The organism is Georgenia daeguensis (genome assembly GCF_039537705.1).
Lineage (GTDB): Bacteria > Actinomycetota > Actinomycetes > Actinomycetales > Actinomycetaceae > Georgenia > Georgenia daeguensis.
The window spans coordinates 76,078-97,253 of the sequence record NZ_BAABBA010000017.1 but is presented as its reverse complement, the minus strand read 5'-3'; the positions used below and the strand labels follow the sequence as shown (position 1 = coordinate 97,253).

At 74.9% G+C, this 21,176-nt stretch carries 16 protein-coding genes; 5 read left to right on the top strand and 11 right to left on the bottom strand.

Translation table 11 applies throughout. From position 1 onward, the window contains the following. The 3 genes from ABD774_RS15850 to ABD774_RS15840 all read right to left on the bottom strand — a co-directional run. The coding region (locus tag ABD774_RS15850) for a DUF222 domain-containing protein (RefSeq protein WP_345043182.1) at positions 1 to 2,204 on the bottom strand (2,204 nt) is incomplete at its 3' end. A gap of 370 nt (positions 2,205 to 2,574) precedes the next feature. Beyond that, positions 2,575 to 5,088, bottom strand: coding sequence for a LuxR C-terminal-related transcriptional regulator (locus ABD774_RS15845; RefSeq protein ID WP_345043179.1), 2,514 nt, complete (start codon positions 5,086 to 5,088; stop codon positions 2,575 to 2,577). Continuing rightward, complete coding sequence (locus ABD774_RS15840) at positions 5,088 to 7,175, bottom strand: Hsp70 family protein (protein WP_345043177.1); 2,088 nt, start codon at positions 7,173 to 7,175, stop codon at positions 5,088 to 5,090. The genes ABD774_RS15845 and ABD774_RS15840 overlap by 1 nt, the downstream gene beginning before the upstream one ends. A gap of 201 nt (positions 7,176 to 7,376) precedes the next feature. On the opposite strand from ABD774_RS15840, the gene ABD774_RS15835 reads away from it, so the two are divergent. Continuing rightward, positions 7,377 to 8,033, top strand: a complete 657-nt coding sequence (locus ABD774_RS15835; RefSeq protein WP_345043175.1) for a nucleoside triphosphate pyrophosphatase — start codon at positions 7,377 to 7,379, stop codon at positions 8,031 to 8,033. A gap of 3 nt (positions 8,034 to 8,036) precedes the next feature. On the opposite strand, the gene ABD774_RS15830 is transcribed toward ABD774_RS15835, so the two are convergent. Continuing rightward, positions 8,037 to 8,882: a uracil-DNA glycosylase gene (locus tag ABD774_RS15830; RefSeq protein ID WP_345043198.1), complete on the bottom strand. Its 846-nt coding sequence runs from the start codon at positions 8,880 to 8,882 to the stop codon at positions 8,037 to 8,039. Between the two features lie 230 nt (positions 8,883 to 9,112). Between ABD774_RS15830 and ABD774_RS15825 the strand changes: the two genes are divergently transcribed. Next, entirely contained in the window at positions 9,113 to 10,957 is a 1,845-nt protein-coding gene (locus ABD774_RS15825; protein ID WP_345043172.1) for an acetyl/propionyl/methylcrotonyl-CoA carboxylase subunit alpha, read from the top strand. An 82-nt stretch (positions 10,958 to 11,039) separates the two neighbouring features. Here the strand turns inward: ABD774_RS15825 and ABD774_RS15820 are convergent, their stop codons facing one another. Then, positions 11,040 to 12,266: a globin domain-containing protein gene (locus ABD774_RS15820; protein ID WP_345043170.1), complete on the bottom strand. Its 1,227-nt coding sequence runs from the start codon at positions 12,264 to 12,266 to the stop codon at positions 11,040 to 11,042. Between the two features lie 49 nt (positions 12,267 to 12,315). After that, positions 12,316 to 12,792 carry an RrF2 family transcriptional regulator gene (locus ABD774_RS15815; RefSeq protein WP_345043167.1) on the bottom strand — a complete coding sequence of 159 codons (477 nt, stop codon included), beginning with the start codon at positions 12,790 to 12,792 and terminating at the stop codon, positions 12,316 to 12,318. 224 nt (positions 12,793 to 13,016) lie between these two features. Here ABD774_RS15815 and ABD774_RS15810 point away from each other — a divergent pair, with 224 nt between their 5' ends. From ABD774_RS15810 to ABD774_RS15800, 3 genes are all read left to right on the top strand, one after another. Next, entirely contained in the window at positions 13,017 to 13,910 is an 894-nt protein-coding gene (locus ABD774_RS15810; RefSeq protein ID WP_345043165.1) for an NUDIX domain-containing protein, read from the top strand. Between the two features lie 72 nt (positions 13,911 to 13,982). Further along, complete coding sequence (gene dapD / locus ABD774_RS15805) at positions 13,983 to 14,948, top strand: 2,3,4,5-tetrahydropyridine-2,6-dicarboxylate N-succinyltransferase (protein ID WP_345043162.1); 966 nt, start codon at positions 13,983 to 13,985, stop codon at positions 14,946 to 14,948. After that, positions 14,941 to 15,921 carry a hypothetical protein gene (locus tag ABD774_RS15800; RefSeq protein WP_345043160.1) on the top strand — a complete coding sequence of 327 codons (981 nt, stop codon included), beginning with the start codon at positions 14,941 to 14,943 and terminating at the stop codon, positions 15,919 to 15,921. The genes dapD and ABD774_RS15800 overlap by 8 nt, the downstream gene beginning before the upstream one ends. Positions 15,922 to 15,945: 24 nt before the next feature. On the opposite strand, the gene ABD774_RS15795 is transcribed toward ABD774_RS15800, so the two are convergent. The 5 genes from ABD774_RS15795 to ABD774_RS15775 are packed head-to-tail and all read right to left on the bottom strand — an operon-like array spanning position 15,946 to position 20,988. Beyond that, the gene (locus ABD774_RS15795; RefSeq protein ID WP_345043158.1) at positions 15,946 to 17,145 is read right to left on the bottom strand and encodes an acyl-CoA dehydrogenase family protein; all 1,200 of its coding nucleotides are present in this window, start codon (positions 17,143 to 17,145) and stop codon (positions 15,946 to 15,948) included. A 10-nt stretch (positions 17,146 to 17,155) separates the two neighbouring features. Further along, entirely contained in the window at positions 17,156 to 17,608 is a 453-nt protein-coding gene (locus ABD774_RS15790) for a MaoC family dehydratase (protein ID WP_345043155.1), read from the bottom strand. Further along, on the bottom strand, positions 17,605 to 19,155 hold the full coding sequence (locus ABD774_RS15785) for an acyl-CoA synthetase (protein ID WP_345043153.1): 1,551 nt from the start codon (positions 19,153 to 19,155) through the stop codon (positions 17,605 to 17,607). The genes ABD774_RS15790 and ABD774_RS15785 overlap by 4 nt, the downstream gene beginning before the upstream one ends. Further along, positions 19,148 to 20,050 (bottom strand): amidohydrolase family protein, encoded by a 903-nt coding sequence (locus tag ABD774_RS15780; RefSeq protein WP_345043151.1) that lies wholly within the window; start codon positions 20,048 to 20,050, stop codon positions 19,148 to 19,150. Before ABD774_RS15780 ends, ABD774_RS15785 begins: the two co-directional genes overlap by 8 nt. Continuing rightward, positions 20,047 to 20,988 carry an SDR family oxidoreductase gene (locus tag ABD774_RS15775; protein WP_345043196.1) on the bottom strand — a complete coding sequence of 314 codons (942 nt, stop codon included), beginning with the start codon at positions 20,986 to 20,988 and terminating at the stop codon, positions 20,047 to 20,049. The genes ABD774_RS15780 and ABD774_RS15775 overlap by 4 nt, the downstream gene beginning before the upstream one ends. Positions 20,989 to 21,176: the final 188 nt, after the last annotated feature.

The window sequence follows — 21,176 nt, the reverse complement described above, 5'->3', positions numbered from 1 at the left end:
GGCCGGTAGACGGACCGGCCGAGGTGGGTCACGGTCCCGGTGACGGGGTCGGTGACCAGGCGCCGCCAGGTCCCGCCCGCGGCCAGGGCCCGGGCCAGGTCCGGGGTGATGGGCCCGTACCCCTCCAGGTACGCCGCCGGAACGGCCTCCTCGCCCACCTCCCCGCCGCCCTCGCCGGTGTCGGCGTCGTCGGTGTCGGCATCGGTGCGCCCGGCACCGCCCTCGGCGCCGCCGGCACCGGCTCCGGTTCCGCTGCCGGTAGAGGCCGTCCCCTCGGCGCCGACGGTCGAGGCCGACCCGCCGGTCGAGGCAGACCCGTCGGCGCCGGTGCAGGTGCCGGTTCCGGTGTCGTCAATGGCGGTGGTGGGCAGGGCTGTGCCCTCTGACCCGCCCGGGGGTTCGGGCGGGAGGGTGGTGGCCAGCGGCACGGTGACGTGGACGCGGATGTCGGGAACGGTGAAGCGCTCGCACGAGCGCAGCAGCAGCTGGTGCAGCGGCGGGAACTCCACCCCCACCGGGACCCCCGGCGGAGCCGCGCCCGGCACCGCACCGGGCGGCACGACCCGTGGTGGGGAGGCAGACGCTGCGCGGGAGTCCGCACCGCTCCCGGTGTCCGCCCGCGGACCATCCGGTGGCGTGCCGGGGGTGCCGTCGTCCGAGGGCGCGGGCGGGCCGTCCGGCGGTGGGCCGTCTGTCGGGGAGCTGTCCACGGTCCGTGTTCGTGTGCGGCTCGCGTCGTTCACGTCGGACACGTCGGGCACGCCGGTGCCGGTGCCGGTGTCGGCGTTGCTCGGGGTCTGGGGTGGGCCGGTGGTGCCGGTGGTGCCGGTGATCAGGGCGGCGTGGGTCAGGGCCAGCAGGGCGTCGGCGCGCAGCTGGTCGATCGTGCGGGCGTCGCCGTCGTTCTTCGCCCCGTGCGCGATCGCGTCCAGGGTCAGATCGACCTGGACACAGTCCTCGGCCGGCAGCACCGCGTAGATCGACCCCATCCCGTCGGGGAGCACCCGGGTGTGGTTCACGTGCCGCCGCGCCCGCGCCCGCACCCGCCGCTCCTGCGCGTCCTGCGGGTCGACCTCCACCAGCGCCCGGGCCAGGTCCCGACGCACCTGCGCCACCGTGCGCCCGTCCGCCTCCTCCAGCACCCGCGCCTCGACCTGCACCGCGACCTGCACCGGCGACCCCTGCAGCGTGGTCACGATCGCCGCCGCCTTGGCATAGTCGACCACCCCCGCCTCCAGCGCCGCCGCGGTGTCCCGGAACCGCCGCGTCAGGCCCTGCCCGACCCGGACCAGCGTGCGGGCCTCCTGCCGCGAGACCGCCAGCCGCATCGCGATCTCCTCCCCCGTGACGTCCACCGGCCCGGCCAGGCGCGGATGGTCGAAGAACGTCGCGGTCTCCGCCAGCCCGGCCGCCGCCAGCGCCACCCGCCCCGCCGCCCACGCCTGGACCCGCCGGTGCGCCGCCAGGACCTCGATCCCCGCGACCCGCCCCAGCCTCGACACCTCCGTGCCGGTCAGCACCGCCGCCAGGTCCGCACCCCCACGCATCCCCGCCAGCACCCCCACCCCGACCCCCAGCGACGCCGCACCCTCCCCCGCCACCACCGGGTCGAAGACCTCCAACACCCGCCGCCGCAACGCCCGCGACCACGCCGGACCACCACCCACAAACCCCTCAGGATCCGGCGCCCCCGCACCGTCATCAGCCGCCTCGGCGGCCCCGGCGTCGGCGTCGGTGACGGCCTCGACGGTGGCGGCGCCGGCATCGGAGTCGGCGACGGCGTCCGCGGTCACCACCACGCCCGCGGCGGTGCCGACTGGGTCGTCGGAGCCGGCAGAGGAAACGGCGGCAGCATCGAGCTCGCCGGCGGCAGACTCCTCGGCCGGCAGCGCGCTCGTCCGGGTGAACCCCGCCGGCGCCAGCCCGGCCAGGACTGCGGACCCCTCCGTGTCCGCCCCGGGGGCGCGCGGGGCCTCGTCGTCCGGGCCCAGCAGCTCCTCCAGCACCCCCTGCGCCCACGGGTCGCCCGCCTCCAGCAGCACACCAAGACCCTGCAGCCCCGCGCTCGAGAGCTCGTGCGCCCGCGCCAGCCGCTCCGCCGCCCTCTGCTCAGCGGCGAAAGCACGCAGATGCCGGCATGGGCCGTGCCGCCCGTCCTCCGGGCAGCACCACCCACCCGCACCGCGCACCCCGCCTCTGCTCATGGATCGATCGTATGTTCGACCACTGACATCGGGCATCGCCCGTCGCTGACCAGCGAGTTCGCTCACGCACGAAGGTCGGTGCCGGCGTCGCACCTCCGACGTCCTCAGGGATGACCCGCTCCGAAGGCGTGGTTCTGCAGGCGCCGGAAGCAACCGGCCCCGCCTTGCCGCCAGCGCCAGCGGCCGGCCGGCCAGCAGCGGCGAGCGCGAGCCACGAGCCACGAGCCACGAGCCACGAGCCACGAGCCACGAGCCACGGAAAGCGACCGCCAGCCGCTCGTTGAACAACACGTCCGGACCGCCCACGATCCCCGTTGGCGAGCTCCACCCGAAGCAGATTCACTCCCCGGCCAAGGCCCCGAGAAGGGTCTCATTCCCCCAGCATGGCCCGGAGACGGGTGAGCATCTCCCCCCGCGTCTCCACACCGAGGCGACGACGAATCCTCGCGATGTGGTGCTCGGCGGTGCGCGGCGAGATGAAGATCGTCTCCCCGATCTCCCTGTAGGTCTTGCCGGCCAGCACCAGCCGGGCGACCTCCTGCTCGCGCGCGCTGAGACCCGTCTCGTCCACCACCCCGACCGGGATTCCCGACGGCGTGGTGGTGTCCTCAGGCTGACGTGCCGCCGCGGAGGGGTGCAGATCGCGGGCGCAGGCGAGCAACCTCGCCATGTCCGCCCGGTCCGGCGCCCGTGCGGCCGCATGACCTGCGAGCCGGGCACCGTCCCAGGTCAGGCCGACGGCGGAGAGCCCCTCGGCGGCGCGCTCCACCGCGGTGACGTCGACGTCGGAGCTGAGCACCCGCACCCAGGCACGGCCCGCGGCCGCGAGTGCCGCGGCGTACGGGTTGGTCGCGGCTGCGGTCACCAGTCCGCGGGCGTGCGGAGCCAGGCTCGCGGGCTGACCGGTGAGGATCGCCGCCTGGACGCCGCACCAGTGCAGGGGCGCGGCCCACACCGACGGCTGGCCCAGCCGCTCGAGCAGCTGCCACGCGTCGGCGAGGTGCGGGTCAAGCCGTGTCTCCTCGTGCAGCCGCGCCGCCGCCATGAGCAGCTCGCCGAGCGGCAGGAGGCTGAAGAGGTCGACAGGGAAGTGCAGGAGCGAGGCCCGGGCCCTCGCCCAGGCACGTACGAGCCCGGCCGCGTCGTCCGACCGGCGCGCGAGCCCTACCTCGAGCGCGGTCCGGAACATCTCGTCCCGGGGCACGAGGTTGCCGTCAGCCTCCTGCAGCGCGGCGCGGGCGTCGTCGGGCCGATCGCGCAGCATCGCCACCCACGCGCGCATGAGCTGGAGCCGGGGCGCGGCTGCCGGACCCCCCTGATGGCCGCGCAGGGCGTCCTCGACCACCGACTCCGCCACGGCGAGCTCACCGGTGTTGACCGCCACCAGGGCAGCGATGATCGCGGGCAGCTCGGGCACCGGCGCTGCCGCCCCGTTGGCGGAGAAGGTGTCGGAGGCGCGCACGAGCATCCACAGCGCCCGGGTCGACTGACCCTGCAGCGACTCCCACAGGCCGTCAGCCATGAGTGCACTGGTGACGGCGAGCGAGGTCGGTGAGCCGTGACGGGCACCCGCCGCCAGCATGCGCTCGGCCCCCTCGGCGTCCCCGGACCCCAGCATCGCGACGGCCGCGAGGGGCGCCGAGGCACCGAGCCGCTCCGCACCGGCCCAGCGGTACAGGTCGGCCCCGCGAGAGAGCATGCCCCGCTGCGCCCAGACGGACGCCCCGACGTCGACGGCGCGCACCAGGTCGGGCGGGTTCTCGTGACCGAGCAGCTCCTCGACGATGGCCCCGGCACGGTCCAGATCTCTCGCCTGGGCGGCCGACTGTGCTCGGCGTGCCGCGGTGGCCAGCGTGTCCGCGCCGGCCGCGGTCGCCTCCTCGTACAGTTCCGCCGCCAGCTCCGGCTCCACGGCCAGGGCGTCGTCCGCCGTCGACTCCAGCGCGCGCGCCACATGCGGGTGCCGCAGGCCGGTCCGTGCCAGCTCCCGGGCGACGTCGTTGAGCGAGTGGCCACCCGCGAGCAGCGTGTCGACCAGGGCCCGCTGCAGCGGCCGGACCCGGTACGCGGGCGTCACGGCCAGCAGCCCGGCGCGCACGAGCGGCACGATCGTGCCGTCGTGCATCATCAGCCCGCAGGCCACCGCCTCCGACACGATCGCGTCCCCCTCCGCCGGAGGGCCCTCCAGGACGGGCGGGACCGCGTCGCCGGAGAGGTCGAAGCCGACGGCGGAGGCGAGCAGGAGATCGCGGAGCCCGGCGTCGAGGTGCTCGATCTCGTGCCCCACCTGCAGCGAGACGGAGCCGAGCACGTCATCGGCCCCGAGACCGGTGCTGCGCATCGCGCCGACCATGCGGTTGACGAGCCACGCCATCCCACCGGTGGCGGCCAGGATCTTCTCGACCTCCTCCATCTGCACCTGGCCACGCAGGCTGCGCCCCGCGTAGGTCAGGATCTCCGCCGGGCCGAGCGGACCGAGCACCACGGGCGGACGCTGCTCGCCGAGCGCGGAGACGAGCCGTCGAAGCCCCGGCGCCACCGGCCACGGCCGGTACGCGACGACCAGATCGCCGTCGTGCTCGTTCCAGTGCCGCAGGACGTGCTCGTACGCCGGCTCGGGCAGGGTGTGCGCGTCGTCGATCAGCACCGCCCGGAACCCGGACAGGTTCTTCAGGTCGAGCTCGGACCGGACGAGGCGGGTCTCGACCCCGGTGCTGCGGTACGCGTCCGCGAGGTCTGCCAGGAGCGCCGACTTGCCGGAGCCGCCGACGCCGATCAGCGTCGCCGCCCGCCTGGCCGGCGGCCCGCCGGTGATCTCCTCGTACAGGGCCGCCGCCGCGGTGCCCCGGATGTCGCGGAGCGCGACCGGACGCTGACCGATCATCAGCCACCAGCCACGGTCGGTGACAGGGTCTCGCCGGCGGTCGGCTCGATAGCGGTGGGCGTGACCAGCGGCGGCTCCGTCGGTTCTGCCAGCGTCGAGGTCGGCGACGGCACCGGGTCCGGGGTGGCCGGCGGCACGGGCGCCTGCGTCGTCGGCTCGACCGTGGGCGCCTGGGACGTCGGCTCGACCGTCGGTTCCTGCGTCGTCGGCTCGGGCGAGGGCGTCGTCGGCTCCGGCGAGGGCTCCTGGGTCGCCGGCGGCTCGGGCGTGGTGGGCTCGGGCGACGGCGTGGTCGGCTCGGGCGACGGCGTCGTCGGCTCGGGCGACGGCGTGGTCGGCTCGGGCGACGGCGTCGTCGGCTCGGGCGACGGCGTCGTCGGCAGGTCCGTGGTCGGCGAGGGGCTCGGGCTCGAGGGCGAGGTCGGGGACGAGCTCGGGGTACCGGGCCTCGTCGGCGCCGTCGTCCCGGGCTTCGCGTCCTGCGACGGCGTGCCGCCGCCGCCCTTCCCGCCCGTCGTCGTGGCGCCCGGCTCCGTCGTCGTCCCGTCCTCTGACCGCGTGGACGACGGCGACGCCTCCTTCGCCGGACGGACGGTCGAGACCGCCTCGGCCTCCGCCCTCCGCCCCGCGAAGACCCCCGCGTCGGTCGCCATCGGGGCGGCCTGGGCGGGCGCGGCCGGCTGCTCGGCGGCGGCCGCCGCCGGCGGCTCGGGCCGCACGGAGTCACCGAGCTTGGCGACGACGTCCGAGAGGGTGCTCCGCCCCGCGTCGATCACCGTCGGTCCCTCCCCGGCCACCGAGGTGATGACGGTGATGCCGAGGACCGCGGCGGCCACGGCTGCGACCCTGGCTCCCGTGACCCGGCGGTTGGGCCGGGACGCCGGCTCCGGCACGAAGGCCGATCCGGCGGAGACGAGCCTCGGCGGCGCCTCGTCCGGCGTCGCCGCGTCCACCGTGTCGCGGGGGATGCCGGCGGGCGTGACGATCGCGGGCGGTGCGACGGCGTCGCCGGCGGCGGACAGCGCGGCCCCGAACGCCACGGATGCCTGCGGGTCGGTGTCGATCGCGATCGGACGGCCGAACTGCGCCGAGAGGACCTGCGCGACCAGGGGGATGCGCGAGGAACCCCCGACCAGGAGGATCGCCTCGAGGTCCGCCGGTGCGACCTTCGCCGACTCCAGCGCCGCCGCGAGCACCACCGCGGTCTCCTGGACGGCCGGGGCGATGAGCTCCTCGAGCTCGGCGCGCACGATCCGGACCTGGGTCTGCAGGTCGGGCAGGAGCACCGGGACGTCCGTCTCGGCGTCGGCCGAGAGCGCCTCCTTCGCCTCGGTGCACTCCCGCCGCAGCCGTGCCAGGGCGGACAGCGCCCCCGGCGCGGCGGGGTCGAGATCCGTCAGGCCCGTGCCCACCGCCGCGGCGACGTGGCCGAGCACGAGATCGTCGAGGTCGGCCCCACCGAGCCGCTCGAGGCCCTGGGGCTCGCCGAGGATCTCGCAGGCCCCCGGCCCCGTCCTGCGCACGACGGCGGCGTCGAAGGTTCCGCCGCCGAAGTCGTAGACCGCGACGACGGCGCCGTCGCGGATCCGCTGCTGGGCGAGGTAGTGGCGGGCCGCGGCGCAGGGCTCGCCCACCAGGGTCACGTCGGCGAGGCCGACCCCGGCCAGGGCCTCGCGGACGAGTCCGGTGCGGTAGGCGCCCCAGGTCGCCGGGACGGCCAGAGCCACCGCGGCGGGGGCCTCGCCCTCGCGCTCCGTGGCCCGGTCGACCACCCACCGGGCCTGGGTGGCCAGGAGGTCCTGCGGCGTGACCGAGACGTCCCCCAGCCGGAGGGGGACCGTGTCCCCCACCCGGCGCTTGACCTCGCGGACGACGCGCTCGGGGTGGGAGAGGATGCGCCGCTCGGCGGCCTCGCCGACCAGCACCTCACCGTCCTCGCCGAGGAAAAGCACCGACGGCACGGCGGCGCCCCGGGCCCCCAGCCGGAGGAGCTGCGGGACCTCCAGGTCCGTCCCGCCACCGCCCGGCCGCACCGTGGCGGCGAGGGTCGAGGTGGTTCCGATATCGATGCCCAGCAGGTACGGCATGTCTTCCCCAGACGGCGCTCATCGTCGACACAGCCCCCCGGCCCGCTGCCAGGCTACGACCCGACGGGAGGGCGTGCACACCCCTTGGAAGGGGGATTGAGAGGCGAGTTTTCGGCGGGATTATGCGGAATTTCCCGTCCCAGGCGTCCGGGCGACACGGCACCGGACGGGACGACGGCGGTGAGTGCCTAGGGTGACGACGTGACCACCCTGCTGCTCGCCTCCGCCTCCCCGGCCCGTCTGTCCACCCTCCGCTCGGCGGGGATCAATCCCCTCGTGGCGGTCTCCACCGTCGACGAGCCGGCGGTGCTCGCGGCCGCGGTCGCCGAGGCCGTCGCCTCCGGTCGGGGCGAGCTCCCTGCCGCCGAGCAGGTGCTCGTGCTGGCCCGGGCGAAGGCGCAGGACGTCCTCGGCACCGCCCCCGTGGCGGCCCAGGCCGATCTGGTGCTCGGCTGCGACTCGATGCTCGAGATCGACGACGGCTCCGGCGCGGAGGTGGTGGGCAAGCCGGCGGACGCCGCGGACGCCGTGGCGCGGTGGCGCCGGATGCGCGGCCGCTCGGCCGAGCTGCACACCGGGCACTGGCTCGTGGGCGGCGGGCAGGAGGTGGGCGCCACCTCCTCCACGGTGGTCCACTTCGCCGACCTCTCCGACGCCGAGATCGACGCCTACGTGGCCACCGGCGAGCCGCTGCGGGTGGCGGGGGCGTTCACGATCGACGGCCTCGGCGGCCCGTTCGTCACCGGGATCGAGGGCGACCACCACGGGGTGGTGGGCCTCAGCCTGCCGCTGCTGCGGGACCTGCTCGGCCGGCTCGGCCACACGGTGCCCGACCTCTGGTCCGGCCCCCTGGCCTGAGCGTCAGAGCCGGGCGACAACCTCGTCGAGCATCTCCTCGGTGAGCCTGCCCGTGAACGTGTTCTGCTGGCTGACGTGGTAGCTGCCGAGCAGCCGCACCCGATGACCGTCCGCGGCGCGGAGCAGCACCTCCGCCCCGTGCCCGAACCGCGGCCGCGGGCGGGGGACGTCCCAGCCGAGCCGTCGCGCCGAGGCCAGTGCCGCCTCCCACCCGATGGCGCCGAGCGCGAGCATGGAGCGCAGGCCCGGCGCCACGAGGGCGAGCTCCCGGTCGAGCCACTGCCCGCACGTGCGCCGCTCCTCCGGCGTGGGCCTGTTCGCGGGCGGGGCGCAGCGCACGGCCGAGACGATCCGCAGCCCGATCAGCTCCAGGCCGTCCCCGGCCGCGACGCTCTCCGGCTGGTTCGCGTAGCCGGCGCGGTGCAGGGCGGCGTAGATCCAGTCCCCGCTGCGGTCGCCGGTGAACAGCCGCCCGGTCCGGTTGGTCCCGTTCGCCGCCGGCGCCAGCCCGACGACGAGGACGCGGGGCGCCGCGTCACCGAACCCCGGCCCCGGGCGGCCCCAGTACGGCTGGTTCGCGAAGGAGGCGCGCCGCCCCGTCGTCGCGACGGACTCGCGCCAGGCGACCAGGCGCGGGCAGGCACGGCACACCGAGACGTGAGCGTCGACGTCGGCCACGTCCCGGGCGGCCGCGGCGAGCGCCGCGACCTCCTCCGCCGTGGTGGCCACCGTCGTCGACGGACAGGCCGGATCCCCGGGCCAGCCGGTGCCGGGCGGGACCGGCGAGGGGAAGAGCTGCCCGGTGACCGGGTGGGGCAGGGGCACAGCGGCGTCGGGCACGCCGCCCATCCTCCCGCGCCGGCCGTGCGCCACCCGGAATTTGTGACCCTGCTACAAGGCCAGACCCCATGACACACGTCACACCGCACGAAGTTGTCGGAATCGCACAACTGCCACCGGGCGCCGTTGAAGGGATGGACAGACTTGGCGCGCGTCGCCGGGTCGAAGTGGGAACCGGCGACGACGCACGGCTAACGTGGTGCGGTCATCTCACCCTTCTCGCACCCCGGGAGCGCCCCATGCCGAGCACCTCCACCCTGCCGGGTCAGCGTCACCGGCTCCGGAAGGTGCTCATCGCCAACCGCGGGGAGATCGCCGTGCGCGTCGCCCGGGCCTGCGCCGACGCGGGCATCGCGACCGTGGGCGTGTACGCGGACCCCGACCGCGACGCCCTGCACGTCAAGCTCGCCGACGAGGCCTTCGCCCTTGGCGGAATGCGCGCCGCGGAGACCTACCTGGACGCGGGCAAGATCCTCGACGTGGCCCGCCGCTCCGGCGCGGACGCCGTCCACCCGGGCTACGGCTTCCTCTCCGAGAACGCGGACTTCGCCCGCGCCGTCATCGACGCCGGCCTCGTGTGGATCGGCCCGCCGCCCGAGGCGATCGAGGCCCTGGGCGACAAGGTCACCGCCCGCCACATCGCCCAGCGCGTCGGCGCCCCCCTGGTGCCCGGCACCGCGGACCCCGTGGCCGACGCCGCCGCAGTCCTCGCCTTCGCCGACGAGCACGGCCTGCCGGTCGCGATCAAGGCCGCCTACGGGGGCGGCGGCCGCGGCCTCAAGGTGGCCCGGACCCGCGAGGAGATCCCGGAGCTGTTCGACTCCGCCGTGCGCGAGGCCACCGCGGCCTTCGGGCGCGGCGAGTGCTTCGTCGAGCGCTTCCTGGACCGCCCCCGCCACGTCGAGACGCAGTGCCTCGCCGACACCGCCGGCAACGTCGTCGTCGTCTCCACCCGCGACTGCTCCCTCCAGCGCCGCCACCAGAAGCTCGTGGAGGAGGCGCCCGCCCCGTTCCTCTCCCCCGAGCAGGAGCGCCAGCTGGTCGAGGCGTCGAAGGCGATCCTGAAGGCCGCCGGCTACGTGGGCGCCGGCACCTGCGAGTTCCTCGTGGGCGTGGACGGGACGATCTCCTTCCTCGAGGTCAACACCCGCCTGCAGGTCGAGCATCCGGTGACGGAGGAGGTCGCCGGCATCGACCTGGTGCGCGAGCAGCTGCGCCTCGCCGAGGGCGAGGAGCTCGGCTACGACACCGTCGCGCCCCGCGGCCACTCCATCGAGCTGCGCATCAACGGCGAGGACCCGGCGTCCGGGTTCATGCCCGCCCCGGGAACCATCACCTCGCTCACGTGGCCCTCGGGGCCGGGCGTGCGGGTCGACTCCGGCGTCGTCGGCGGGGACTCCGTCTCCGGCGCCTTCGACTCGATGCTCGCCAAGATCATCGTCACCGGCGCCACCCGCGAGCAGGCGATCGAGCGGGCGCGCCGCGCGCTGCGGGAGACCGAGATCGTGGGCCTGCCCACCGTCCTGCCCTTCCACCGCTCGGTGCTCGCCGAGCCGGACTTCGTCGCCGCCGGCGGCGCCGAGAGCTTCCGGGTGCACACCACGTGGATCGAGACCGACTACGCCGAGCGGCTGCGCGCGCTGCCCTCCACCCGGTCCGCGACCCCGCCGCCCACGCCGGAGCCGGCCGAGGCGGAGGCGACCGAGCGCGTCGTCGTCGAGGTCGGCGGCAAGCGCCTGGAGGTCGTGATCCCGGCGGGGCTCGGGATCTCCGGCGGCCTGCGCGGCGCCGCCCGCCGGCCCGTGCGCCGCTCGGCGGGGCGCACCGCTGCCGCGGCCGGGAGCAACGGCGCGTCGCTGACCTCCCCCATGCAGGGCACCATCGTCAAGGTGGCCGTCGCGGACGGCGAGATCGTCCAGGCGGGCGACCTCGTCGTGGTGCTGGAGGCCATGAAGATGGAGCAGCCGCTCGTGGCGCACCGCGCCGGGCGTGTGCACGGCATGGCGGCCGCCGTCGGCCAGAACGTCGCCACGGGCGCCGTGATCTGCCAGATCGACCCCATGGACGACGCCTCGGTGAACTGACGTCACCCGGCCGTCAGGGGACCCTGCGGCTGCGGCCGCCCGCACGCGCCGGAGCACGAGCGGGCGGCCGGCCTGCGGGGGCTCAGGCGAAGGCGCCGGTCCACGTCGTCGGCCCGAACACCTCGTAGTGGATGTTCTCGGCCGGGACCTCCCGGGCCACCAGCGCGTCGCGCACGGCGAGCATGAAGGGCAGCGGCCCGCACAGGAACGCCTGCGTGCCGGGCTCGAGGGCTACCTCGGAGAGGTCGACCCGTCCCGCGTGCACGACGTCGACCGGCCGGCGCGCACCGAGGTCCTCGTACCAGCGGTGCAGGCTGGCCGAGGGCAGGCGCTCGACCAGCTCCGCGAGCTCGCGGCGGTGGGCGTGGCTGGCGGCCGACCGGTCGGCGTGCAGCACGGAGATCGCGCGCCGGTCCTCGGTGTCGGCGAGGTGGTTCAGCATGCCGATGACAGGGGTGCACCCGATCCCCGCCGAGGCGAGCAGCAGGGGCGCGTCGCCCTCCGGCGGGAGCACCACGTCCCCGAAGGGCAGGGTGACCCGCAGGTCGTCCCCCTCGAAGACGTTGTCGTAGACGAAGTTCGAGACCTCGCCGGCCGGCGCGACCACGCCGTCGGCCAGCTCGGCCGCGAGGACGCGCTTGACGGTGATGCGCCAGCTGCCCTCCGAGGGCGCCGAGCACAGGCTGTACTGGCGGATCTGACGGGCGCCGTCGGGCAGGGTGACCCCGACGGAGAGGTACTGGCCGGGCAGGAACGCCGGCAGGGGCTCCCCGTCGGGCGAGGTCAGCACGAGGGAGACGGTGTCCGCGGACTCCAGCCGCCGGGCCGCCACGCGCACCGTGCGCCACACGTCGCCGACCTCCACCCCCGCGCCGCCGTAGAGGCCCTTCTCCATCGCGATGAGGGTCTCCGCCATCAGCCAGTAGACCTCGTCCCACGCCGCCGCGACCTCGGGGGTGACGGCGTCGCCGAGCACCTCGGCGATCGCCTCGAAGAGGTGCTGGTGGACGATGCGGTACTGCTCGGGGGTGATGCCGAGGGAGGCGTGCTTGTGGGCGATGCGGGAGAGGACCAGGTCCTGCCTGGCCGGGTCCGGCTCCAGCTGCAGCGTCGCGAACGCGGCGATCGAGCTCGCCAGGGCCTTCTGCTGCTCCCCCTGGCGCTGGTTGCCCCGGTTGAACAGGTCACGCTCGAGCTCGGGGTGCGCGGCGAACATCTTCCGGTAGAAGAGCGGGGCGATCTCGCCCAGCGCACCCCCCACCGCGGGCAGGGTGGCGCGGACGATCTCCTCGGACTGCGGTGTGAGCAACGGTCTCTCTCTTCCTGACGGATCTCTTGACTGACGGGGGGATCGGGGTTCAGCGCCCGAGCGCCGGTGCGGCGGCGGGCGCGGCCCGGGCGTCCGGGCGGGCGAGGTCGAGCAGGACGACGTCGGCCGGCGCCCGCGCGACCTGCTCGACGGTCACCGCGTCGAGCGAGGCGTAGAAGGCCTCCTGGGCCGCGCGCAGGGCGCCGCGGAGCCCGCAGGCGGCCCGCAACGGGCAGGGCGAGGGACCCTCGCAACGGGCCACCTCCTCCTCGCCCTCGAGCCGCCGCGCCAGCCAGCCCACGGAGGCACCTCGGCCCAGCTCGGTCAGCGCCAGGCCGCCGCCCCGGCCGCGGCGGGTCACCACCGCGCCCAGCTCGGAGAGCCGGGTGACCACCTTCGCCGTGTGGGAGTAGGAGACCTGCAGCTGGTCGGCGAGCACGCGGGTGCTCGGCGCGGACGGCGGCGTCTCGGCGGCGAGGCGCATGACCACCCGGAGGCCGAGGTCCGTGAACTGGGTGAGCTGCATGGGCGGCACCGTACGTAAATCGGAGTCTGCGACTCCAATTTCGGTGCTGTCGTATGAAGTCCGTTACGCCCCGGTTCACGACGTTTCGGGAGGGATGTCCTGTCCGGTTCCGCCCGGCATGTCGGATCTGCCCGGCGGAAGATCACGTCACGCTGTCCGCATGCCGGACGCGCGCCTGGCCGCTCGTCCGGGACCGGCCGCGGCCCGTGTGCGACGCTGATCCGGTGACCTCGCCCGCACACCGCCCCCCGCCCGACGCGCGCGTGCACCGTCAGCCCGGCGACGGCTGGGTCGAGTGCGCCTGCGGCGCCCGGCACTGGGGACTGAACGGCGCCGCAGGGCTCCTGCTGTGGCGGCCCGGGCCGGCCGGCGTCGAGGTCGTGCTGCAGCACCGCGCACTGTGGTCGCACCACGGGGGCACGTGGGGCCTGCCGGGCGGGGCGATCACCGACGGCGAGAGCCCGCGCGCCGGCGCCGTCCGGGAGGCGGCCGAGGAGGCGGGAGTCCCGACGGCGGCGATGCGGCTGCGCGCTGACCGCGCCCTGGTCCACCCCGACTGGTCCTACACCACCGTGCTGGCCGAGGCCGTGGCCCCGCTGGACCCGTCGGTGACCGACCCGGAGAGCCTCGAGGTCCGCTGGGTCGGCCTCGACGGCCTCGACGGTCTCGACCTGCTGCCCGCCTTCGCCGACGCGCTGCCGGAGCTCCGGCGCATGCTGCGGCGCCTGGTGATCGTGGTCGACGCGGCGAACGTCGTCGGCTCCCGCCCGGACGGGTGGTGGGCGGACCGTGCCGGCGCCACGCGCCGCCTGCGGGACCACCTCGCCGCCCTCGTGCGCGAGGGCCTGCCCGCCCGCGCCGTCGGCCTCCCCGGAGGCAGCTGGTTCCCCGACGTCGTCCTCGTCACCGAGGGGGCGGCCCGCAGCGTCGAGGCCGTCGACGGCGTCAGCGTGGTCAGCGCGGACGGCCACGGCGACGACGCCCTCGTGGCGGTGGTCCGCCGCCTGGTGCGCGACCCCGCCAACGACGTCCTGGTCACGACGGCGGACCGGGAGCTGGTCGGCCGGGTGGAGGAGCTCGGCGCCCGCGTCGCCGGCCCCCGCCTGGTGCGGAACTGATCGACGCCGCCGCGCCGTCCGGAACCCGGGCGGCGGTCACCGCCCGTGGGCGGCGGCACCTAGTCTTGGGGCATGAGTGAGCGCACCGCCTGGGCCTTCGGCCTCGCCACCCGCACCGACTCCGGCGACGTCCTGGACGTGTGGTACCCCTCCCCCGCGCTGGGCCCCGCCCCCGCCGACGCCGGCACCCCCGCGGACCTGACCGCGCTCGAGCGCCCCGACGCCGACCGGGGCGTGCGCACCGAGGTCGTGCGCACCGAGATCGACCTCGACGCCGCACCGGCCTCCACCGAGGACGCCTACCTGCGCCTGCACCTGCTCTCGCACACCCTCGTGGCCCCCAACACGATCAACCTCGACGGGATCTTCGCCGTCCTGCCCACCGTGGTGTGGACCTCGGCGGGCCCGTGCGCCGTGGAGGGGTTCGAGACCACCCGGGCCCGCCTGCGCGCCGCCCACGGCACGGTGACGGTCCACGGCGTCGACAAGTTCCCCCGGATGGTCGACTACGTCATGCCCGCGGGCGTGCGCATCGCCGACGCCGACCGCGTGCGGCTCGGCGCCCACCTGGCCGCCGGCACCACCGTCATGCACGAGGGCTTCGTCAACTTCAACGCCGGCACGCTGGGCCGGTCCATGGTCGAGGGCCGTGTCTCGCAGGGGGTCGTGGTCCACGACGGCGCCGACATCGGCGGCGGCGCCTCGATCATGGGCACCCTCTCCGGCGGCGGCAAGCAGGTCATCTCCGTGGGCCCGCGCTCCCTGCTCGGCGCGAACGCCGGCCTGGGCATCTCCCTCGGGGCGGACTGCGTCGTCGAGGCGGGGCTGTACCTCACGGCCGGCACCAAGGTCTCGGTCCTCGCCGGCGGCGGCACCCGCCCCAACCACGGTCAGCTCACCGAGCCGCCGGTGGTCGCGGCCCGCGAGCTCTCCGGCCACGACAACCTGCTGTTCCGGCGCAACTCCCTCTCCGGCGCCGTGGAGGCGCTTCCCCGCAGCGGCACCGGGGTGGAGCTCAACGCCGCCCTGCATGCCTGACCCCGCACCGCGGCGCCGCCGTGGGACCGGCTCGCGCACCCGTGGCTGCGGGGCCGGCGCCCTGGTGCTGCTGGGCTCCCTCGGCCTCAGCGTCGGCGCGGTGGTGCTCGCCCTCACCGTCCTCACGGGGGACGACGGCGCGTCCGGGACCTGCCGGGTCGACCTCGAGGACGGCACCAGCGCGGCGCTCGAGGCGGACCAGGCCGACAACGCCGCCCTCTTCGCCGCGATCGGCGCCCGGCGCGAGCTCCCGGCCCGCGGGGTGACGGTCGCCATCGCCACCGCGCTGCAGGAGTCCAAGCTCCGCAACATCGACTACGGCGACCGTGACTCCGTGGGCCTGTTCCAGCAGCGCCCCTCGCAGGGATGGGGCACCGTCGAGCAGCTGATGGACCCGGTCTACGCCACCAACGCCTTCTACGACGTTCTCGTCACCATCGAGGGGTGGGAGGGCAAGGAGATCACCGACGCGGCCCAGGACGTCCAGCGCTCGGCCTTCCCGGACGCCTACGCCCAGCACGAGGGTCGCGGCCGCGCGTTCGCCTCCGCGCTGACGGGGTACTCACCCGCGGCGCTCACCTGCCACCTCGACCCGGCCGAGGAGCCCACCGGCGACGGCGAGAGCCCGGGCGCCAACGCCGCGCAGCGTGCCGCGGCCGTCCAGGCCCGGCTCGCCCGCGACTTCGGCGAGGTCGCCTCCACCGTCGCCCCGGGCGGCGTCCTCGTCGTGGACGCCACGTCCGTGCCGCCCGGGCTGGAGCCGTCCCCCGAGCGCCGCGCCTGGGCCCTCGCGCAGTGGGCGGTGGCGACGGCGTCCGCGACGGGCGCCGACGTCGTCGCCGTGGACGGCCGCGCCTGGGTGCGCGCCGACGGCGACGAGGCCAGGTGGGTCCCGCTCGACGAGGCCGGCGTGCCCGACGCCGTCGCCCGGGCGGCCGCCGGTGCACCGCCGGGCGCCGTCGTCATCGCGTGACGCACCACGACCGGCGGGCGCGAGTCAGCGGGTGAACGCGCTGAGCCCCGTGATCGACCGGCCCACGACGAGCTGGTTGATCTCGTTCGTGCCCTCGAACGTGTAGATCGCCTCGGCGTCGGCGAAGAACCGGGCGACGTCGGTGTCCAGGGTGATGCCGTTGCCGCCGGCCACCTCGCGCGCCAGCGCCACCGTCTCGCGGGTGTGCCGGGCGATCCAGCCCTTGGCCAGCGCGGCGTCGGCGTCGGTGTGGCCCGGGCCGTCCTCGAGCTGGCTCAGCCGCACGGCCATCCCGAGCGAGGCGGTGAGGTTCCCGAGCATCGTCGCGAGCTTGTCCTGGACCAGCTGGAACCCGGCGATCGGCCGCCCGAACTGGGTGCGGGCCTTCGCGTAGCGCACCGCCGCCTCGAAGGCGCCCGCCTGCGCGCCGACCGCCAGCCAGGCGACGTCGGCGCGCATCGAGCGCAGCAGCCGGTTGACGTCCGTGAAGGAGTTCACGTCCTGCAGCCGCATGGCCTCCGGCACCCGCACGCCGGTCAGCGTGATGTGCCCGTTGTTGACGATGCGCAGCGAGACCTTGCGCCGGATCTCCTCGACCTCGACGCCGGGCGCGTGCCGGTCCACGAGGAACGCCTTGACCTGACCGTCGGCCTCGTCGCGGGCGACGACGGTGATGAGGTCGGCGTACTCGGCTCCCCCGATCCACCGCTTGGCGCCGTCGATCACCCAGCCGTCGCCGTCGCGGCGGGCGGTGGTCTCCAGGCCGCCGGCCACGTCGCTGCCGTGGTCCGGCTCGGTGAGCGCGAAGACCCCCTTGGTCCGCCAGCTGCGGATGCCGTCGTCGAGCGCGGCCACCTGCTCGGGGCTGCCGCCCAGGAGCACGGAGTTGCGGAACAGAGTGCCCTGGGCGCCGAAGAACACCGCCACGGAGACGTCGGTGCGGGCGAGCTCGAGCATCCGGAAGCCCTTGAACAGGGCGCCCGGCTCCCCTACCTCCGGCGGCGCCATGAGGTCCAGCGCCGCGATCGGGCCGCGGATCTGGTGCGGGAACTCGGCCCGGTCCCAGCAGTCGTTCACCAGCGGCTTCACGTCCGCCTCGAGGACGGCTCGCAGCCGGGTGAGCACGGCGTGCTCGGCGTCGCCGAGGAGGGACTCGTACCCCAGCGGGTCGACCTGCTCGTACAGGCGGGTGCGGGTGGTCCGGGCGTCGTGGACGGCGGTCATCGGCCCGGCCTCACGCGTAGAAGCGGAAGAGGGTGGTCGCCGCGACGGCCGGCTTGGTGCCCCCCTCGACCTCGAGGACGTTGTCGAGGGTGATCTGGTAGCCCCCCGGCACCTCCGTGACGTCCCGGACCGTCGAGCCCATGCGGACCCGGTCCCCGACCTTGACCGGCGCGGGGAAGCGGACCTTGTCGAGCCCGTAGTTGACCTTGGTGCTCACCCCGTCCACCTGCAGGAGCTCCTCGGAGAACGGGATGACCAGGGCCAGGCTGAGGTACCCGTGGGCGATCGGCGCCCCGAACGGCCCGTCCTTGGCCCGCTCGGGGTCGACGTGGATCCACTGGTGGTCGTCGGTGGCGTCGGCGAAGAGGTTGACCTGCTGCTGGGTGATCTCGCGGTAGGCGGACCGGCCGAGGTCCGCGCCGACGAGCCCGGGCAGGTCCTGCAGAGAGACGGTCGTGGTCATCGGGCGTTCCCCTCGTAGGTGGTGCGGATCAGGTGCTTCTGGAGCTTGCCGGTGGCGGTGCGGGGCAGGCGGTCGACGACGACGACGTCCTGCGGGATCTTGTAGCGCGCGAGCCGCCCGGCGAGGGCCGCGACGATCGACCCGGGCGTGACGTCGGCGCCCTCGGCGAGCACGACGTAGGCGTGGCCGACCTCGCCCCACCGCGGGTGCGGGACGCCGATGACGGCGGCCTCGGCGACGCCGGGGACGTCCAGGAGCGCGTTCTCGACCTCCGCGGGGTACACGTTCTCCCCGCCGGAGATGAACATGTCCTTGAGTCGGTCCTTGATCCAGACGTAGCCGTCATCGTCCACGGTCGCCAGGTCACCGGTGTGGTACCAGCCGTCGACGACCGCGGCCGCGGTGGCGTCCGGCAGGTTCCAGTACCCCTGCATGACGTTGGGACCCTGGGCGACGACCTCGCCGATCTCCCCGGGCGCGACCTCCGTGCCGTCCGGGCGCACCACCTTCCCCTCGACCCAGAAGTGGGGCCGCCCGGCCGAGCCGGCCTTGCGGAACGAGTCCTCGGCGAGCAGCAGGAAGATGCCCGGCGCAGTCTCGGTCATGCCGAAGCCCTGCTGGATGGCGACGCCGCGGTCGGCCCACGTGCGCAGCATGCGGTCGGGCAGCGGCGAGCCGCCGACGAGGACGTTGCGCAGGCTGGACAGGTCCGTGCCCGGGAAGTCGGGATGGGCGGCGAGCGCGTCCATCATGGCCGGCACCGCGAAGATCGACGTCACGCGCTCGGCGGCGACGGTGGCCAGCACCGTCTCGGGCCGGAAGGCCGGCTGGACGATGATCCTCCCGCCCTTGAGGAAGGTCGGCATCGTCATCGTGTTGAGGCCGGCGACGTGGAAGAGCGGGGCGACGGCGAGCATCACCTCGTCGCGGGTGAAGTCGGTGTCGATCAGGGCCTGGAAGTACTGGAAGGTCAGGGAGCCGTGCGTGTGCGTGGCCCCCTTCGGGCGCCCCGTGGTCCCGGAGGTGTACATGATCATGACCGGGTCGTCCCACGTCACCGGCTCGTCGATGACGTCGGTGCCGCCGGCGGCGAGGAAGGCCTCGTAGTCGAGCGCGCCCGGTGCGCCGGCGGCCGCGGTCCCGGCCGCGGCGCCGCCGACGGCGACCCACGTCTCCACGCTCTCCAGGTGCAAGAGCTGCGCCGCGTGGCCGGCGTGCTCGCTGCCGAAGACCACGGCGCGCGCCCCGGAGTCGGTGAGGATGTACTCCACCTCGGCCGGGGCGAGGCGGGCGTTGACGATCACCCAGACCGCGCCGAGCTGCGCCGTCGCGAAGAAGGTCTCCAGCAGGGCCGGGTGGTTGAAGCCGACGTACGCCACCCGGTCCCCCCGGCCGACCCCGGCCGCCCGCAGGGCGTTGGCGAGCTGGCGGGTGCGCCGCTCGACGTCGGCGTAGGTGTCCACCCGGTCGCCGAAGACGATCGCCGGACGGTGGGCGCCGTTCTTGGTCCGGCGCGCCGGCCACGAGCCGATGCCCAGGTCACGCACCGGACCCGCCGCCCTCGTCCAGCCCGAGGAGCCGGACCGCGTTGTCCTTGAGGATCTTGGGGCGCACCTCGTCCTTGAGATCCAGCTCGGCGAAGTCCTTCAGCCACCGCTCCGGGGTGAGCAGCGGGAAGTCCGAGGCGAAGAGCACCTTGTCCTGCAGCAGCGAGTTCGCCTGTCGCACCAGCGCCGGCGGGAAGTACTTCGGCGACCAGCCGGACAGGTCGATGTAGACGTTGCCCTTGTGCGTGGCGACGGCGATCGCCTCGTCCTGCCACGGCACCGAGGGGTGGGCCATGATGATGTCCAGCCCCGGGAACGTGGCCGCGACGACGTCGAGCAGCGTGGGGTTGGACAGGCCGAGCTTGATGCCGAAGCCCCCCGGCAGGCGAGCGCCGATGCCCGTCTGGCCGGTGTGGAAGATCGCCGGGAGCCCGTGCTCCTGGATCACCTCGTAGATCGGGAAGTACCGCTCGTCGGAGGGGTCGAAGTCCTGCAGGGACGGGTGGAACTTGAAGCCCCGCACGCCCAGCTCCTCGACCTGCCGGCGGGCGCGGCCCGCCGGGTCGTCGCCGCGCGGGTCCACCGAGCCGAACGGGATGAGGACGTCGTTGTTGCGGGCCGCCCCCTCGGCGATCTCCTCGGTGCTGTTGGGCGCGTGCCCCAGCGCGGTGGTGGCGTCGACGGTGAAGACGACGGCGGCCATGGACCGCTCGCGGTAGTACTCGGCCGTCTCGTCGATCGTCATCCGGTCCGTGGGAGCCTTGAAGTACTTCGCCGCCGCGTCGAGCACCTCACCGGGCAGGGAGAGGTGGCCGTGGCCGTCCTTCTCGACGTGGACGTGGGTGTCGACCGCGACGACGGCGGCGGCGTCGACGGCGCACTCGTACCGGGTCACCGCTGCTCGACCTTCTCGGCCTTGTCCGCCGCCGGGGCCGGGGGCTCCGGCATGGGCTGGCCCACGCTCTGGAGGACCTGGCCGAAGAGGGAGTCGAAGTCCTCGCTGAGCTGCTCGTAGCCCCAGCCGCCGTCCTGGAAGGCGGTGGCGACCTCCTGGGGGTGGGACCACAGCGCCAGCCGGTCCCCGCCCACGCCGATGGCCTGCCCGCTGATCCCGGCGGCGGCGTCGGAGGCCAGGAAGGCGACCACGCCCGCCACGTCCTGCGGGGTGCCGAAGCCCAGCACCCGGCGGGCGAACGGCGGCATCTGCTCGCCGCGCGCGGCGGCGTCGACGAACTGCTTGAAGAACGGCACGGTCTCGGTCATGGCGGTGGCCGCGACGGGGATGACGGCGTTGGCGGTGATGTTCGCCCGCGCCAGCTCCATCGCCCAGGTGCGGACCATGCCGACGATGCCCGCCTTGGCCGCGGCGTAGTTGGTCTGGCCGAAGTTCCCGCGCTGACCGGTGGGCGAGCCGATGCAGATGATCCGGCCGCCCTCGCCCTGCTCGCGCATGCGGACGGCGGCCTCGCGCACGCAGGTGAAGGTGCCGCGCAGGTGGACGTTCACCACGGTGTCGAAGTCGTCGTCGGACATCTTCCACAGCACCGTGTCCCGAAGCACGCCCGCGTTGGTCACGAGGATGTCGAGGCGGCCGAAGCTCTCGACGGCGGCGGCCACGAGGGCCCTGGCGGTCTCCGTGGGGCCCACGGGGGCGACCAGGGCGGTGGCCTTCCCGCCCGCGGCGGTGATCGACGCGACGGCGTCGTCGGCCACCTGCTGGTCCACGTCGTTGACCACCACGCTCGCGCCGCCGGCGGCGAGCTGCTGGGCGTAGGCCAGGCCCAGTCCCCGGCCGCTGCCGGTCACGATCGCGACTTTCCCTGTCAGGCTCATGCGGATCTCCTCGTGCGTGTCCTCGGCGACATCGAGGCCGAGCCGGTCGGCGTCGCCCTCGACATCCGTCACCGCAGAGTCTGGCCGCGGTCATTTCGTTTGTCAATGATTGACAGTCTCAACCGCTTTGCCCAGTCTGGAACGCACGAGGCGGGTGCTCTCCGCGACCGGAGGGCACCCGCCTCGAC